We start from the raw sequence: 15796 nt of genomic DNA, 5'->3' as shown, positions 1-15796 counted from the left end.
GACCCGCTCACCAGATCCAACCCAGCGGACGAGAACCCGCACGCCCGCGACGGATGCACCCCTTCCACCCCTTCCACTTCTTACGCGCGAGATCTTGTGAGTTTCGGGCGAACCGATTCACCACAACCTCACAAGATCGACGACCGGCGGGCAAGCAATTGGCCGGCAGGGTCAGCACTGAGAGCCAGCCGGGATTCGCGAATCGCACTGACGGCCAGCCGGGATTCGCGAACCGGGCGAGCGGCGGTGCGGCGGGATCAGCTCCGGGCCGGGTTCGGGCTTCGCTGAGAGGGTGGTGTGGAGTCGCGGGCGATAGCCGCCGGAGGCGGGGTTCGAGGTTGATGCGGTTGTGGGAGGTGTGGCACGTACCTCCGCGGTGGTCTCGGTCCTCGGCAACCGGAAGGCCCGCCCACCGCAAGCGATGAACGGGCCTTCTCTCAGCGCGACGGGTCCTATTTGAGCGCGCCCTCCATGATGCCGCGGACCAGCTGGCGGCCGCCGAGGAGAAGCAGCAGGAGCAGCGGGACGGTGGCGACGAACGCACCGGCCAGCACCCGGCGGAAGATCACGAAGTTTCCGCTGGCCAGGTCGGACAGGGCGACCATCGAGGTCGGGAACTCGGTGCCGCCGAGGGTGATCAGCGGCCACTGGAACTCGTTCCAGGTCGCCACGAAGGTGAGCAGGCCGAGCACCGCCAGGGCGGGACGCACCGCGGGCAGGATGATGCTCCAGTACACCCGCAGCGTCGAGGCGCCGTCGATCCGGGACGCCTCGACCAGCTCGGTGGGGACCGCGTGGTCGATGAACTGGCGCATGTAGAAGACGCCGAACGCGGTGACCAGGCCGGGCGCGATGACCGCGAGCAGCGTCCCGTTCCAGCCGATCTTGCCCATCACGATGTAGAGCGCCACCACGCCGAGCTGGTTGGGCACGGTCAGCGTGAGGATGACGACGAACATCAGGACGTTGTTGCCCTTGAACCGCAGCTTGGCGAAGGCGAAACCGGCCAGCGAGCAGAAGAACAGCGTGGAGGCGGTGACCACGGCCGCCACGATGACGCTGTTGATCAGGGAGGCGGCGAAGTAGACGTTCTGCAGGGTGAACACTTCGCGCAGGTTGACCAGGAACTGGTCGCCGGGGATCAGCGCCGGCGGGTAACTCGCCAGCGCCGCGTCGTCGCTGGTGGCGATGACGAACATCCAGTACAGCGGGAACGCCGAGATGAACAGCACCACGGCCAGGCCGAGGTAGGTCTTCCAGCTGCCGCGGGTGTCCTGCGGCGCGCGAGACGTCAGGGTGCTCACCGGCCACCTCCGAGACGCTTGGTGAGCAGGGCGTTGATCCCGGCCACGACGAGGATGATGAGGAAGAGGATCCAGGACATCGCGGCCGCGGAGCCGAGGTTCCCGTTACGCCAGCCGACCTGATAGATGAGCTGGGCGATGGTCTGCCACTGGCCGTCCGAACCGCCGCTGGCCAGGGCCGGGTTCTCGTCGAAGAGCATCGGCTCGTTGAACAGTTGCAGGCCGCCGATGGTGGAGAGCACCACGGTGAAGATGAGCACCGGCTGGATCATCGGCACGGTGATCTGCCACAGCTGCCGCTGCGGGCCGGCACCGTCGACCGCCGCCGCCTCGTAGACGTCCTTCGGGATGGCCTGCATCGCCGACAGGTAGAGCAGCGCGTTGTAGCCGATCCACTTCCAGTTCACCATCGTCGCGATGGCGATCCAGGAACTCCACTTCTCGGCACGCCAGTTCAGCGGCTCCTCCTGGCCGAAGCCGACCATGGACAGGAACCAGTTGGCCATTCCGCTGTCGCGCTGGAAGAACATCGCGAAGAGCAGCGTGGACGCGGCGACCGGGGTGACGTACGGCAGCAGGACCGCGACCCGCCAGAACGTCGTGAACCGCAGCTTGTGGTTGAGCAGGTTGGCGATGATCAGCGCCAGGACGAGCTGCGGGACGGTGGAGAGGATGAAGATGCCGAAGGTGTTCCCGAGCGCGTTCCAGAACACGTCGTCGGCGAACACCTTGGTGTAGTTCTCGAAGCCGGCCCAGCCCGTCTTCTTCGGGTCGTCGAGCCGCCAGTGACGCAACGACACCACGGCGTTGTAGATGAGCGGGAACAGCCCGAAGATCGCGAAGAGGACGAAGAACGGTGCGATCAACAGGTACGGGACGGCCTTGGTGTCGAAGCGGTGCCACCACAGCTTCGACTTGCTGATCGACGCGGACCGCTGCTCCGGCGCAGGCGGCGCCGGACGGATCTGAGTCAGGGACACGGGGAACTCCTAAGCCGAAGGCGGGGCGACTCGCGTCGCCCCGCCTGCAAGATGAATCAGGACGACGCGACCTTCTGGGCCGCCTCGACGGCCTTCGGCCAGGCCTCGCCCGGCTTCACCTTGCCTTCCCCCACCTGGGTGATGACCTTCTCGACGTCCTCACGGGTCTTGCCGTGCTTCACGCCGAGGTACTGCGGCTTGAGGCTCTCCGCGGTCTTGGCGAAGATCTGCCCGGTCGGGGCGTTGCTCATGAACGGGTGCTTGAAGTCCAGCACCGCCTGGTCCTTGTAGAGGGCCGGCTGCGACGGCAGGTTGCCGACCGTCTTGAAGACCTCGATCTGCTGCTCCGGCGCCGTCGCGAACTCGATGAACTTGGCAGCGGCCGCGGCGTTCTTGGTCTGCGCCGGGATGGTCCACCACGAGCCGCCCCAGTTGCCGCCGCCACCGGGGATCGCGGCGATGTCCCACTTGCCCTTGGTGCCCGGAGCGGTCTGCTGGATGTGGCCGAGCATCCACGCGGGGCAGGCGAGCACGGCGAACTTGTCAGCGTTGAAGCCCTGGTTCCAGCCCGGCTGGAAGCTGACCAGGTTGGCGGAGATGCCCGCCTCGATCGCCTTCATGCTGACGTCGAAGGCGACCTTCGGGCCACCCTCCATCTGCAGCTGGTCCTTCTCGTCGTAGAAGCCGACGGGCTGCTGTCCGAGCACCGGGTTGAACAGGTTGGTGCCGGAGTCGATGAACTTCTTGCCGGACGCCTTGGTGTAGGTCTGGCCGGTCGCGATGAACTTGTCCCAGGTCGGCCAGAGCGCCGAGACCTGGTCGCGGTCGGTCGGCAGGCCGGCCGCCTTGAAGAGGTCGGTGCGGTAGCACATGGCCAGGCCGCCGACGTCGGTGCCCATGCCGATCTGCTTGCCGTCCGCGGTCAGCGAGTTCTTCCACTTCCACGGCAGGTAGCGCGACTCGGCGCTGCCCAGGCCGTGGTCGAGCAGGTTGACGAACTGGTCGCCCTGGGCCTTGAACTTGACCATGAAGCCCTCGTCGACCGCCACGACGTCGGCCGCGCCGCTGCCCGCGACCAGCTTCTTCTGCAGGTCCTCGTGGTGGGCGTTGAACTCGGCCGAGTTCAGAGTGATCTTGATGTTCGGGTTGGCCTTCTCGAAACGCTCCTTGAGCATCTGCTGGCCCATGTCACCGAAGTAGTTGACCTTGAGGGTGATCTGGCCTTCGCCGCCGCCCGAGTCGCCGCCGTTGCCTGCCAGCTTCTCCCCGCTACATCCCGAGATGGCCAGGGCCGCGGCGAGGCCGGCGGCGGTCACGCCCAGGGCGCGACGTCCAAAGGTCTGCATGTCATTTCCTCCGCAAGGAGATCCATATCACTGAACCGGGTAAGTTGTGGGAACGGTAAGCCGACCTTTCACGGCTGTCAATAGCCGGTTACGGGAACGCTCCCAGTGCCGTCCAAGCCGGATTTAACGGACTTCCAAACATCGATGGTTTACATCGGAAGACCGATCCCGTAACACTTAACCGCTCAAGTCGGGTGTTCAGCGCTCCAGGCGGCTCTCGTTCCGCACCCGGTGACCGATAAGCTCAGCACCAGTGGGGACAGAGGAGATCGAGTGAAGCGGCCCACGATCGCCGACATCGCACGGCGAGCCGGCGTGTCCAAGGGCGCGGTGTCCTATGCCCTCAACGGGCAGCCGGGCGTCTCCGAGGCGACCCGCAAACGGATCCTCTCCATCGCCCAGGAGATCGGATTCAACGCCAACAGCGCCGCTCGCGCACTCTCCGGCGCCCGTGCCCGGGCCGTCGGCCTGACCCTGTCCCGGCCCGCCCGGCTCCTCGGCATCGAGCCCTGGTTCATGGGCCTGATCAGCGGTTTCGAGGCCGAGCTCGGCGAGCGGTCGTACGCGTTGACCCTCCAGGTGGTGACCTCCCCGGAGGCCGAGGTCGAGGTCTACCGCCGCTGGTGGGGCGAGCGCCGCATCGACGGCGTGATCGTCACCGACACCCGCGAGGACGACATCCGCATCCCGGTCCTGGAGGAGATCCAGCTCCCCGCGGTCGTGATCGGCGGACCCGGCGACACCGGGTCGATCCCGCAGATCTGGTCCGACGACGCCGGCGCGATGACCGAGGCGGTCCGCTACCTGGTCGCCCTCGGCCACCACAGGATCGCCCGGGTCAGCGGTGTGCCCGGCCTGCTCCACTCCCAGAACCGGACGAAGGCCTTCGAAGAGGTGTGCGCCTCCCTCGGGCTGGACGACGCGGTCACCATCCCCGCCGACTACACCGGCGAGGAGGGCAGCCGGGCCACCCGGCGGCTGCTCATCGGCGGCGACCGGCCCACCGCGATCATCTACGACAACGACGTGATGGCCGTCGCCGGCCTGGCCGTGGCACAGGAGATGGGACTCTCCGTCCCCGGCGATCTGTCCATCGTGGCCTGGGACGACTCACCACTGTGCAGCCTCGTCCATCCGCCGCTGACCGCGCTCAGCCGGGACATCGCGGCCTACGGCGCCCAGGCCGCACGGGAACTGCTCAACGCCATCGACGGCAACAAGGTCGGCAACGCCGAGGCGGGCCGGGTGCACCTGACCCCTCGCGGAAGCACCGCGCCACCCCGCTGAGACCTTTTCAGGAGCGACGACTTTCGAGGTACGCCTCGACGCGCTCCGCCGGGCCCGGATGCCCCAGCGCGAACCCCTGCCCGAACCGGCAGCCCGCCCGGCCGGCCGCCTCGATCTGCTCCGCCGTCTCCAGGCCCTTGGCGACCACGTCCAGCCCGAGCCGGCGACCGAGACTGACCACCACCTCGATCACCGATGGGCTGGTCATCACCGTCGGGCTCAGCTTCAGCATGTCCACCGGCAGCCGGCGCAGGTGCGACAGGGACGTCTGCCCCGCGCCGAAATCGTCGAGCGCCGCCCGCACACCCAGCTTCCGCAGCCCGGCCAGCGCGGCCACGATCGCCGGCACGTCCTCGGCGATCCACGTCTCGGCCACCTCGACGACCAGCCGCTCCGGGGCCAGACCGTGCCGGTTCAGGATCTCCGCCACCTTCTCCGGGAACCGGGCGGTGAGCAACTCCCGCGGCCCCACGTTCACCGACAGCCAGAAGCCGTCCTCGAGCGACCACGACGCCAGATGACGGCAGGCCCGGTCCAGCACCCACTCGTCGATCTCGGCGGTGATCCCCAGCGACGCGGCGATCTGCAGCACCTCGGCCGGTGGGATCGTGCCCAGCTCCGGGTGCCGCCAGCGCAGCAACGCCTCCACCCCCGCCGGACCGCCGTCCGGCAGCCGGGACACCGGTTGGAAGGCCAGGTCCAGCTCGCCGCGCCCGGCCGCGCCGAGAAGCTGCTGCTCGAGCTCCATCCGGCGGTGCAACTGGATCTCCACATCCGGGTCGTACCACTCGACCCGGTCCCGGCCCAGCTGCCGGGCCCGCTGCCGGGCCAGATCGGCGTGCCGCAACACCTCGTCGGAGTCGGCGCCGCCGGCCAGCTCGGCCAGGCCCACACTGGTGTGCACCTCGACGGTGGCGCCGGGCAGCGGGCACGGCTCGCCCAGCGCCGTGACGATCCGGCAGGCCAGGGCGTACGCCGGCACCGCCGACTCGGCGCACAGCACCGCGAACTCGTCACCGCCCAGCCGGGCCGCCACGTCGTCCCCGCCGATCAGCCCGCGCAGCCGCCGCGCCACCTCGACCAGCACCGCGTCGCCCACCTCCCGGCCGTGACGGTCGTTGATCTCGGAGAGCCCGTGCAGGTCGATCACCAGCAGGGTGCCGCGTTGACCCGGCCGGCGGCGCAGGTCCAGCAGATCCCGCATCAGCGCGCGCCGGTTCGCCAGCCCGGTCAGCTGGTCCAGAAAGGAGAGCCGATCCAGGGTGCGTTCCAGGTGCCGCCGGTCACCGACGTCCCGCACGTGCACCACCAGCGCCGCCACCTCCGGCACCGAACGCTGGTCGGAGATGGTCGACTCGGTCTCCCGCCACAACTCGGCGCCGTCCCGCAACTTGGCGCTGAGCAGCACCGGCGGCCCACCCGACGGCTCACCCGCCAGCACCGACCGGATCACCGCCTCCGCGTCGGTGACGTCGTCCGGATGGATCAGGGCGCCGAACTCCCGGCCCAGCACCTGCTCGTCCCGCAACCCGAAGAGCCGGGCCGCGGCCGGTGACTGCCAGCGCACCACCAGGCGCTCGTCCAGCACCAGGGTCAGGTCGGTGGCGCCGGCGACCAGGGAACGGAAGTGTGCCTCGGCGGTGCGCAGACGGCCCGCGTACCGGCGGATGTCCCGGACCACCAGCAGCTCCCGGACGACGAGCACACTCACCATCACGAGACCGAAAATGATCGCCTCGGTGCCGAACTCGTCGACGGTCAGCAGATGCCAGATCGCGGCGATCACCCCGACCCCGGCCGGCACCGCCAGCAACGGATAACTCGCCAGGTACTGATCCGGATGACGCGGCTCCAGCGGCGGCGGCGGCAGATCACGGCGCGAGCCGCCCGCCGCCGACGCCGCCAGGCCCGCCAGCACACCCACGCCGGCGAGCAGCATGTTCGCCTGCAACGCCAGCAGCGTCAACGACAGCATGGTCAGAACCGAACCGGCGCCACACCAGAGCACCGGCGACGGCCGGGGCCGCGCCCGCAACACCATCACCGTGACGACCGCCACACCGCCGGCGGCGATCAGCAGCGCCGGCACCGCCGCCGGACGGGCCGCCACCGCCGGGATCAGATAGACCGCGAAGCCGACGCTCACCCCGAGACCGACCCCGTCGTACGCCCGCCGCAGCCGGGCCGTCCAATCACGGGCCGCACCCGGCAACAGCGACGTGCCGACCACGAAACAGGCGGTGGCCACCGCCAGGCCGGCCGTCAGCCAGGGCACCGGATCCGCCGGGAACAGCCACGGAACCAGACCGGTCAGCCCGGTCGCCAGCGCGCCCATACCGACGAAACCGGCGCCACGGCAACCCGCGAAAGCACGTTCGGCGTGGTGGATGGCGAGGGCCGCGCGGATCAGCAGCACGCCGGCGGTGAGACCGGCGAGGCCGACCGCCCACGCCAGCACCACCGGGCCAGAAAGCGCGGCGGTCATCGACGAGTCCTCCGGTTCCGGGGTCTCAGGCTCAGGGCACTTCGTCTTCGCCGGGTCAACGATGCTCCCCGAATCGGGTTACGGCACGGCGTGTCGCCCTACACGATCTGTCACCCAACGATGACGGTCAACTCATCCTCCCCACCGTTCCGCGTACCGCCCCGCCCGCTTCACCATTCGCCCACTCCCCCTCGAGCCCTTCGCCCCCGCCCCTTCGCCATTGCGCCCCTCCGGGCCGCCGCCCTCTTCGCCATGGGCGCGCCTGCTCATCCGGGACTGTCCGCTGACGGGCGGGCCAGCCCGGCGCTGGTTACTTCCGGCCGGCTCTCACCGCTGTTTCGGAGCCGCCGAGTTGCTTCCGGCTGGTAGTCAGGGCTGTCTCGGCGCCGAGACAGCCCTGACTACCAGCCGGAGAACCCCGGCTGGCTCTCACCGCTGTCTCCCGCCGGTCGAGACAGCGGTGACGACCAGCCGGGCGAGATCAGCCGCTGCGTGGACTGTCCTGTTCATTCTTGATGACAGGCGGGGTGGGATCGACCCGATGACAGGTGGGATAGGAATCCGTCAGGAGCATCTGGTTGCGGCGGCTCGGCGTGGACCATCCGTCATGCTCCGATGGCCCGCTCCGACGAGCCGTCTCGCCCCGGGTGTACCGGTTTGCCCGGGTGGGAAGGCGCTTCGGCCGGGTGGGAAGATGAGGCGGTGAGCAGTCGTCCCGTCATTCGCGTCCGCAAGTCCGGCGCCGTCCTGGTCGCCGCGTTGATCGCGTTCGTCGGCACGGTTCCGCTCGCCGGGTCGTCCTGGGCGCTGAGCCCGCTGTTGCTGATCCCGATCGCCGTCCTGGTGTGGACGTGGCGGGCCGGCACCGATGTCTATCCCGACGAGCTACGGGTCCGGGCCCTGATCGGCGGGACCCGGGTGCCGTGGAACCGGATCGTCGAACTCGCCCCGGATGCCCGCGGCCGCGTCTCGGCACTGCTCGACAACGGCAACATGATCCGGTTGACCGGTGTGACCCGGGACAACCTGCCCCTGGTGCTGCGGGCGAGCGGCCATCCGATCAGTTCTCCCTCCTCAGCCGACGACGAGGCGACCTCTCCCACCGGCCGGCCGGAGCCCACCGCGTCCGCCCCTTCCGCCGGTGAGCCGGTCTCCACCGGCACCGGGACTTCCACCGGCCAGCCGGAGACCACCCACACCGGGACTTCCACCGACGAGGCGCTCGCCACCCACACCGGATCCTCCGCCGGGGAGCCGGGCACTGGCCGCTCCACCGGCTCCGCTGGGAAGCCCGATGAGGTTCCCTCCGCCGGTGAGACGGATGCGGTCTCCTCCGATGATGCGGCGCATGCCGGCTCGTCTGCTGATGAGTCGACGGCCGCCGCCTCCGCTGGAGAGGGGGAATCGGCCGATGTGCCGGATGCCGCTTCTTCGGCAGCATCCCTGTCGGCTGGGGCCGCCCGTCAGGATTCGGCCATCCGCACGCCTGCGGCCGCTGGCTCGGACGCGAGCCGCTCGGACGCGAGCCGCTCGGACGCGAGCCGCTCGGACGCGGGACGCTCGGACGCGGGACGCTCGGACGCAGGTCGGTCGGACGCAGGTCGGTCGGACGCGAGCCGCTCGGAGGCGGGTGGAGGCTCGGAGGCGGGGCGCTCGGATGTGGGTGGCGGCTCCGGGGAGCGGCCGGATGCGGCCTCGGCCGCCGGTTCTTCCGGGGCCGGCGGTCGATGAGGCGGTCTTGTCAGATCCCACGGCTACCCTGGTCGGCATGACTGAAGGGGGTGGATCGGCCGTGCGATTGCGCCGGAGCCGTGCCGTGGCCGCGTGTTCCGTGGCGGTGCTTGCGCTGACCGCGGGGTGCAGCTTCGGGCCACCCGGCCCGGACCAGGCCGGGTCCCCGCCCAATCTGCCGCGCCCGTCGGTCGCGCCGACCGCCGGCGGCGACGAGAGCGAGCGTCAGGCCGCCGTCACCGTGCTGGCCGGAAAGCTGGAGGTCCCGTGGGGGATCGCCTTCCTGCCGGACGGCGGGGCGGTGGTCACCGAGCGGGACACCGCCCGCATTCTGAGGATCGGTCCCGAGTCGACGGCTTCCGGGCTCGAGGTCACCGAGGTGAAGCGGCTCAACGAGGTTCGTGCCGCCGGTGACGGTGGCCTGCTCGGCATCGCGGTCTCCCCCGGTTACAAGACGGACCGCACGCTTTATGTCTATTACTCCACCGACCGGGACAACCGGATCGGCAAGCTGGCCGGTGACGGCGCCCTGCAACCGATTCTGACCGGCATCCCCCGCTCCATCGAGCACAACGGCGGCGCTCTGGCGTTCGGCCCGGACGGTTTCCTCTATGCCGGCACCGGCGACGGCACCCCCACCGGCGCCCAGGCGGCGAATGCGAAGAGTCTGGGCGGCAAGATCCTGCGGATCACCACGGCCGGCAAGCCGGCGCCGGGCAATCCGGTCGCGACGTCGCCGGTCTGGTCCTCCGGTCACCGCAATGTGCAGGGCATCACGTGGGACGAGCGCAAGCGGATGTTCGCGACCGACCGAGGCCAGCCCCGCAACGCCGAGCTGAACGTGATTCAGAAGGGGAAGAATTACGGCTGGCCCAAGGCGGACGGCAACGGCGCCGATCCCACGTTGACCGATCCGCTGGTGTCCTGGCCGTCTGAGGCTTCGTCGTGTGCCGGGGTCGCTGCGCTGGAGACGCTCGTCGCCACCGCGTGTGTGGTCGGCAAACGGTTCAAACTGCTCAGCGTCACCGGTAACGGCACGGTTCTCGGGAGCCCGCAGGAGCTGCTGACCGACGAGTTCGGGCGGTTGCGTGGCCTGGCCGCGGCACCGGACGGCTCGTTCTGGGTGACCACCTCCAACCGGGAGGACGCGGGCACCCCCGCTCCTGAGGACGACCGCGTCATCAGGCTGGTCTTCTCCGACGGCGGCGCCGGCCGGAGTTGACGGCCATGACTGTTTCGTGCCGACCCGGATCGGGCAGGTGAGGCCCCGATGATGCGAGAACGCCCCAGGTGGCTGCGCACGATGGGTTCCGTCGCCGAGGTGGCCGGCCGGGTGTTGCGGCATCGGTGGACCCGCCGGATACGGGTGGCGACCGTGGTCGTGCTGGCCGGTGTCGCCGGCGCGGCGGTCGCGGTGATGTTGTTCGCCCGCGCCGATCTGAACGTCGGCCCGTTCAGCGCGGAGATGTCGGTCTCGCCGTCGGTGGACGGCGGCACCGAGATCGACATCCCGCCGCTGGGTTCGTTGCACCTGGACAGTCACCGGGGCCCGGTTCATCTGCGGGTCGCGCTCGGCTCGCTGGATCAGAGCCGGACCGAGGCCCTGATCGACAATCCGGCCTCGATCAGCACCGCCGGTGACCGGGCGATCGACGAGGTCGTCTCCGGGGTGGCCCGTCTCGGGTTGCGGACGCTGGGCCTGGCCGTGCTGGGCGGGCTGATCCTGGGTGCGCTCGTGTTCCGTGACATGCGCCGGACCGCGGCGGCGGGGATGACCGCGCTGCTGGTCACCGGCGGCAGTTTCGGCTTGGCCGCCGCCACCCTGCGGCCCGAGTCGATCAGCGAGCCCCGCTACGAGGGCCTGTTGATCAACGCGCCCGCGGTGGTCGGTGACGCCCGGCGGATCGCCGACAACTACGGGCGGTACTCGGAGCAGTTGCAGGCCATCCTCGGTAACGTGAGCCGGGTCTACTCGACGATCTCGGCGCTGCCGGTCTATGAGCCGGCCGGCAACACGACCCGTCTGCTGCACGTCTCCGACCTGCATCTGAACCCGTCGTCGTGGGGTCTGATCCGGACCGTGGTGCAGGCCTTCGAGATCGACGCGGTGATCGACACCGGAGACATCGTCGACTGGGGCAGCAGCGCCGAGACGTCGTACGTGGCCTCCATCCCGTCGATCCAGGTGCCCTACATCTACGTCCGGGGCAACCACGATTCGGCCGCCATCCAGGCCGCGGTGAAAGCGCAGAGCAACGCGATCGTGCTGGACGACGGCCTGACCGAGATCGACGGCCTGACCATCGCCGGGATCGGCGACCCGCAGTTCACCCCGGACAAGAGCGAGGGCAACTCGGCGACCGGGGACGACGCCGGTCCGCAGCTGCTGACCGAGGCCGGGCAGCGGCTGGCCACGACGATCCGCAACTCGGGCAAGAAGGTGGACATCGCACTCGTGCACGACCCGGCGATGGCGCAGCCGCTCTCCGGGGTGGTGCCGCTGGTCCTCTCCGGTCACCAGCACGCCCGGTCGGTGTCGATGCTGCCGGCGCCCACGCCGGTCGCCCCGGACCCGTCCGCGTCGTCGTCTCCGGCGCCGCTTCCGTCGGCGACCGCGACCACGCCGATCACGACCCGGATCATGGTGGAGGGCTCCACCGGCGGTGCCGGGCTGCGCGGTCTGGAGGACGAGGAGCCGACCCCGCTGAGCCTGTCGGTGCTGTATTTCGACGAGAAGAACGATCTGAAGGCTTACGACGACATCCGGCTCGGCGGCACCGGCGAGTCGAACGTGGAGATGCAGCGCAACGTGATCGGCCTGGAGCCGGACGCCGTCCCGGTGGTTCCGAGCGTTCAGCCTTCGCAGTAGGAGCAGCCGCCGGGCTGGCGCCGGCCCCCGGGCGACGCCAGGGATTGCAAGAGCTGCGAGGGTACGACCGGCGCGCGGCCGGGCTCAGGGAGCCGCTGAGCCGTCAGGCGGCCGGGCTCAGGTGCCGCTGAGCCGTCAGGCGGCCGGGCTCAGGTGCCGCTGAGGGGGCACGACCGTCGGGCGGCCGGGCTCAGGGGAGTCGGCGGAGTTCCAGCGTGAGTGTGCCGGTGTCGAGGCCCTCCGGGTCGATCTCGATGGTGTAGGTGCCGGCCGAGGAGCTGAACCCGAGCGTCACGCTGGACTTCCCGCCGTCGAGGAGGCCGTCGACGACGGTGAGGCCGGCCGGGGTCCGTACCCGGAGGCGGGTTTGATCGGTGCCGGTCAGCGTGCCACGGCGGGCGACGAGGTGGAACTGTTCGGCCTCGGCGGCCCGGAGGGTGACGTAGGCGCGCTCGCCGGGCCGGCCGATCGTGATCGGAACGGGTGCGCCGGGGGCGATCACGGCACTGATCGTGCCGGCGAGCTGGACCGTCAGAGTGCCGGTGTGGATCGTGTCCGGGTTGATCTCGACGGTGTGCCGCCCGGTCGTGGTGACGTCGAAGTCGAGGGTGCGGTGGTCGCTGTCGTAGCCCACCGCGCCGGCCGTGGCCACGGCGCCGTCGGGGCCGCGTACCTCCAGATGGGTGTATTCGTCCTTGGGCAGGGTGCCGCGCCGCGCGACCAGGGTGAGCCGCCGGCCAGCCGTCGCCGGGAAGGTCAGGAAGGCCCGCTCCCCCGGCCTGGTGATGGTGATCCGGCGGGACGGCCCGCCGACGGTCAGGTCGCCGGTGGTGGCGCCGGTCAGGTGGAGCAGCAGGGTGCCGCGGTCCTTGGCGCGGGGTGTGACCCGGACGGTGTAGCCGCCGCTCGCCGGCGCGGTGAAGTCGACGCTGACGTTGGACCAGGTGGTGAGCAGGGTGCCGGCGGCGATCTCGGCGCCGTCGCGCTGGATCACCAGGTCGGTGTTGTCGGCGGCGCTCAGGGTGCGGCGTTGGGCGAGCACGGTGAGCCGCTGCCCGGCGGTGGCGTCGAAGCGTACGACCCCGGGGTTGCGGGTGAGATCGAGCAGCACGCCCGGCCCGCCGGTGGTGAGTGGGGCGCCGGGCGGAGGTGCGGCAAGGGTCGCTGCGGCGAGTACGGTCACCGCGAAGGTAGCTGCCATTGCGGCAGAATATGACAAAGTGGCCGGAATGCTCGGTGAATCCGGCTGCTTGCCCACCCCGCCACGGAAGCGCGGGAAAGTGGGACGACGGGGATCCACAAGATCAATTAAGGTCGCGGGATCACATCGACCCATGGGGATGATTCATGAGCGACAGAGGGCTGGTGCCCGCACGTCCACCGCAAGCTTGGGAACTCGGCACACTCGCACTGCTGCTGGCCGCCGGCGGGACAGGCGTGCTCAGCGCCCTGCTCCTCACCGCCCACATCGCGATCGCCTTCCAGCTGATCACCGATGACCTGGTGATGTCCGGACCGTTGAACTGGTACGTCGAGTACGAGACGGTCATCGCGGGCTTGAACCTGCTGTTCCTGCTCAGCTGCCTCTTCGGCCTGCTCGTCTGGCGCAAGCGCACCGCCGCGATCACGCGGGGCTACACCGCCGATCCGGCCCACCTGACCCAGCACTGGACGCTGGCGGCGTGGAACATGGCGTTCGTCGTCTCCTTGGTGATCCGATTCTTTCTGGCGCCCAAGGTCGTCGACAGCACCGCCACGCTTCGCCGGGCCGTCGAGGTCAGCGCCGTCCAGAACGCCGTCCGCGTCGCCGGGATCGCCGTGCTCGTCACCGGCATCCTGATCATCGCCGCACGGGTCCGGCACGCGTTCGCCACGTCGGGCGTGTGGGAGCTGGGCCGGCCGGGCCGCAGGAGCGCCGGGTTCCAGCAGGTGGCACCGGCCGTGGTGCCGACGCTGCCCGATCCGGTCGCCCGCACGGCGTCGACGGCGATCCCGCTCACGGTCACGGCCCCGCTCACGGCGACGGCCCCACTCACGGCCTCGCCGACGGCCACGGCCCCGGCGGAGACTGCCGTGGCGGAACGGGCAGTGGAGCAGGGGCCCGAAGAGCGGAAGTGAGGCGGAGCGCCCGGCGCCGGTGAAGGCGGGACCGGGCGCTCACCCGTACAAGCCGGAAGGGGTCAGGAAGCGCCGAGGCGGGAGAGGATGAGCTCGCGGACGGTCTTGGCGTCCGCCTGGCCTCGCGTGGTCTTCATGACCGCGCCTACCAGGGCGCCGGCGGCGGCAACCTTGCCGTCACGGATCTTCGCGGCGATGTCCGGGTTCGCGGCGATCGCCTCGTCGACGGCGGCGGTGAGCGCGCCCGTGTCGTTGACCACCTCGAGGCCGCGGGCGGCCATCACCTCGGCCGGGTCACCCTCGCCCGCGACGACGCCCTCCAGCACGGTGCGGGCCAGCTTGTCGTTGAGCTTGCCCGCGTCGACCAGTTTCTGCAGGGCCGCCACCTGGGCCGGGGTGGCGCCGACCGCGGACAGCTCGATGTCCTGCTCGTTGGCGCGGCGGGCCAGCTCGCCCATCCACCACTTGCGGGCGCCGGCCGGGGACGCGCCCGCGGCGATGGTCTCCTCGATCAGCTCGACCGCGCCGGCGTTGGCCACCGACTGCATGTCGATCGCCGAGATGCCCCACTCCTCGCGCAGGCGGGCGCGCTTGATGCTCGGCTTCTCCGGAAGGGACTCCCGGAGCGTGGCGACCCAGGCCGGGTCCGGGGCGATCGGGACCAGGTCGGGCTCGGGGAAGTAGCGGTAGTCGGTGGCGGTCTCCTTGGAGCGGCCGGGCCGGGTGTCGCCGGTGGTCTCCTGGAAGTGCCGGGTCTCCTGGAAGATCTTGACGCCCTCGTCGAGCAGGCCGGCCTGCCGGATGATCTCGGAGCGGACGGCGCGCTCGACGGAACGGAGCGAGTTCACGTTCTTCGTCTCGGTACGCGTACCCCACTCCTCGCCGGGCTTGTTCAGCGAGGTGTTCACGTCGCAGCGCATCGAGCCCTGCTCCATCCGCACGTCGGAGACGCCGAGGGAGCGGATGATGTCGCGCAGCTCGGCGACGTAGGCCTTGGCGATCTCGGGGGCCAGGTCACCGAGGCCGGTGACCGGCTTGGTGACGATCTCCACCAGCGGGATGCCGGCCCGGTTGTAGTCGACGAGCGACTCGGTGGCGCCGTGGATGCGGCCGGTCGCACCGCCGACGTGCAGGGTCTTGCCGGTGTCCTCCTCGAGGTGCACCCGCTCGATCTCCACCCTATAGGTCTTGCCGCCGACCTCGACGTCGACGTAGCCGTCGGTGCAGAGCGGCTCGTCGTACTGCGAGGTCTGGAAGTTCTTCGGCATGTCGGGGTAGAAGTAGTTCTTCCGGGCCATCCGGCACCACTGCGCGATGTCGCAGTTGAGCGCCAGGCCGATCCGGATGGTCGCCTCGATGCCGGCCCGGTTGGCCACCGGCAGGGCGCCCGGCAGCGCCAGGCACACCGGACAGACCTGCGTGTTCGGCTCGGCGCCGAAGTCGGTCTTGCAGCCGCAGAACATCTTGGTCTGGGTGCCCAGCTCGACGTGCGTCTCCAGGCCGATGACCGGCTCGTAACGGCTGGTGGCGTCTTCGTAGGACGGCAGCGCGATGGTCGTCATGTGGATGCGGCTCCGGCTCTGGGACGTCGTTACGGACAACCGACAAGCCTAGTCGGCCACTATGGCGCCCCGTCGCCGGGTTTACGAGCGTTCCACCGCCCAAATGATCACGCC

11 protein-coding genes are annotated in these 15796 nt (G+C 70.1%); 5 read left to right on the top strand and 6 right to left on the bottom strand.

The window, feature by feature from the left end; translation table 11 throughout:
• Positions 1–452 precede the first annotated feature (452 nt).
• Genes Aut01nite_RS41845 through Aut01nite_RS41835 form a run of 3 tightly spaced genes read right to left on the bottom strand, consistent with a single transcriptional unit; the run spans position 453 to position 3630 of the window.
• On the bottom strand, positions 453–1304 hold the full coding sequence (locus Aut01nite_RS41845; protein ID WP_043527417.1) for a carbohydrate ABC transporter permease: 852 nt from the start codon (positions 1302–1304) through the stop codon (positions 453–455).
• Positions 1301–2284, bottom strand: coding sequence for a carbohydrate ABC transporter permease (locus Aut01nite_RS41840; protein WP_043527415.1), 984 nt, complete (start codon positions 2282–2284; stop codon positions 1301–1303). Before Aut01nite_RS41840 ends, Aut01nite_RS41845 begins: the two co-directional genes overlap by 4 nt.
• 56 nt (positions 2285–2340) lie before the next feature.
• Positions 2341–3630, bottom strand: a complete 1290-nt coding sequence (locus Aut01nite_RS41835) for an ABC transporter substrate-binding protein (protein WP_052163996.1) — start codon at positions 3628–3630, stop codon at positions 2341–2343.
• 273 nt (positions 3631–3903) lie between these two features.
• Between Aut01nite_RS41835 and Aut01nite_RS41830 the strand changes: the two genes are divergently transcribed.
• Complete coding sequence (locus Aut01nite_RS41830) at positions 3904–4917, top strand: LacI family DNA-binding transcriptional regulator (RefSeq protein ID WP_043527413.1); 1014 nt, start codon at positions 3904–3906, stop codon at positions 4915–4917.
• A gap of 7 nt (positions 4918–4924) precedes the next feature.
• Here the strand turns inward: Aut01nite_RS41830 and Aut01nite_RS41825 are convergent, their stop codons facing one another.
• On the bottom strand, positions 4925–7402 hold the full coding sequence (locus Aut01nite_RS41825; protein WP_043527412.1) for a putative bifunctional diguanylate cyclase/phosphodiesterase: 2478 nt from the start codon (positions 7400–7402) through the stop codon (positions 4925–4927).
• Between the two features lie 702 nt (positions 7403–8104).
• On the opposite strand from Aut01nite_RS41825, the gene Aut01nite_RS44125 reads away from it, so the two are divergent.
• From Aut01nite_RS44125 to Aut01nite_RS41810, 3 genes are read left to right on the top strand one after another with little or no spacing between them, the layout of a single operon-like run.
• Positions 8105–9133 carry a PH domain-containing protein gene (locus Aut01nite_RS44125; RefSeq protein WP_236642843.1) on the top strand — a complete coding sequence of 343 codons (1029 nt, stop codon included), beginning with the start codon at positions 8105–8107 and terminating at the stop codon, positions 9131–9133.
• A gap of 37 nt (positions 9134–9170) precedes the next feature.
• Complete coding sequence (locus Aut01nite_RS41815; RefSeq protein WP_052164006.1) at positions 9171–10355, top strand: PQQ-dependent sugar dehydrogenase; 1185 nt, start codon at positions 9171–9173, stop codon at positions 10353–10355.
• A gap of 48 nt (positions 10356–10403) precedes the next feature.
• Positions 10404–12002, top strand: a complete 1599-nt coding sequence (locus Aut01nite_RS41810) for a metallophosphoesterase family protein (RefSeq protein ID WP_052163995.1) — start codon at positions 10404–10406, stop codon at positions 12000–12002.
• Between the two features lie 190 nt (positions 12003–12192).
• On the opposite strand, the gene Aut01nite_RS41805 is transcribed toward Aut01nite_RS41810, so the two are convergent.
• The gene (locus tag Aut01nite_RS41805; protein ID WP_152628838.1) at positions 12193–13203 is read right to left on the bottom strand and encodes a PPC domain-containing protein; all 1011 of its coding nucleotides are present in this window, start codon (positions 13201–13203) and stop codon (positions 12193–12195) included.
• A gap of 146 nt (positions 13204–13349) precedes the next feature.
• Between Aut01nite_RS41805 and Aut01nite_RS41800 the strand changes: the two genes are divergently transcribed.
• Complete coding sequence (locus Aut01nite_RS41800) at positions 13350–14120, top strand: hypothetical protein (RefSeq protein WP_043527407.1); 771 nt, start codon at positions 13350–13352, stop codon at positions 14118–14120.
• 62 nt (positions 14121–14182) lie between these two features.
• Here the strand turns inward: Aut01nite_RS41800 and gatB are convergent, their stop codons facing one another.
• Positions 14183–15682 (bottom strand): Asp-tRNA(Asn)/Glu-tRNA(Gln) amidotransferase subunit GatB, encoded by a 1500-nt coding sequence (gene gatB / locus Aut01nite_RS41795; RefSeq protein ID WP_043527406.1) that lies wholly within the window; start codon positions 15680–15682, stop codon positions 14183–14185.
• Positions 15683–15796: the final 114 nt, after the last annotated feature.

Source organism: Actinoplanes utahensis, from assembly GCF_016862455.1.
Classification (GTDB): domain Bacteria; phylum Actinomycetota; class Actinomycetes; order Mycobacteriales; family Micromonosporaceae; genus Actinoplanes; species Actinoplanes utahensis.
The sequence above is the reverse complement of the archived record's forward strand: the minus strand, read 5'-3'. Positions and strand labels throughout refer to the sequence as shown.

Bases quoted from the DNA above. Each gene is read 5' to 3' on its own strand.
- Aut01nite_RS41825 (WP_043527412.1), bottom strand. From the start codon at position 7,402: ATGACCGCCGCGCTTTCTGGCCCGGTGGTGCTGGCGTGGGCGGTCGGC.
- Aut01nite_RS41835 (WP_052163996.1), bottom strand. From the start codon at position 3,630: ATGCAGACCTTTGGACGTCGCGCCCTGGGCGTGACCGCCGCCGGCCTC.
- Aut01nite_RS41800 (WP_043527407.1), top strand. From the start codon at position 13,350: ATGAGCGACAGAGGGCTGGTGCCCGCACGTCCACCGCAAGCTTGGGAA.
- Aut01nite_RS41815 (WP_052164006.1), top strand. From the start codon at position 9,171: ATGACTGAAGGGGGTGGATCGGCCGTGCGATTGCGCCGGAGCCGTGCC.
- Aut01nite_RS41805 (WP_152628838.1), bottom strand. From the start codon at position 13,203: ATGGCAGCTACCTTCGCGGTGACCGTACTCGCCGCAGCGACCCTTGCC.
- Aut01nite_RS41810 (WP_052163995.1), top strand. From the start codon at position 10,404: ATGATGCGAGAACGCCCCAGGTGGCTGCGCACGATGGGTTCCGTCGCC.
- gatB (WP_043527406.1), bottom strand. From the start codon at position 15,682: ATGACGACCATCGCGCTGCCGTCCTACGAAGACGCCACCAGCCGTTAC.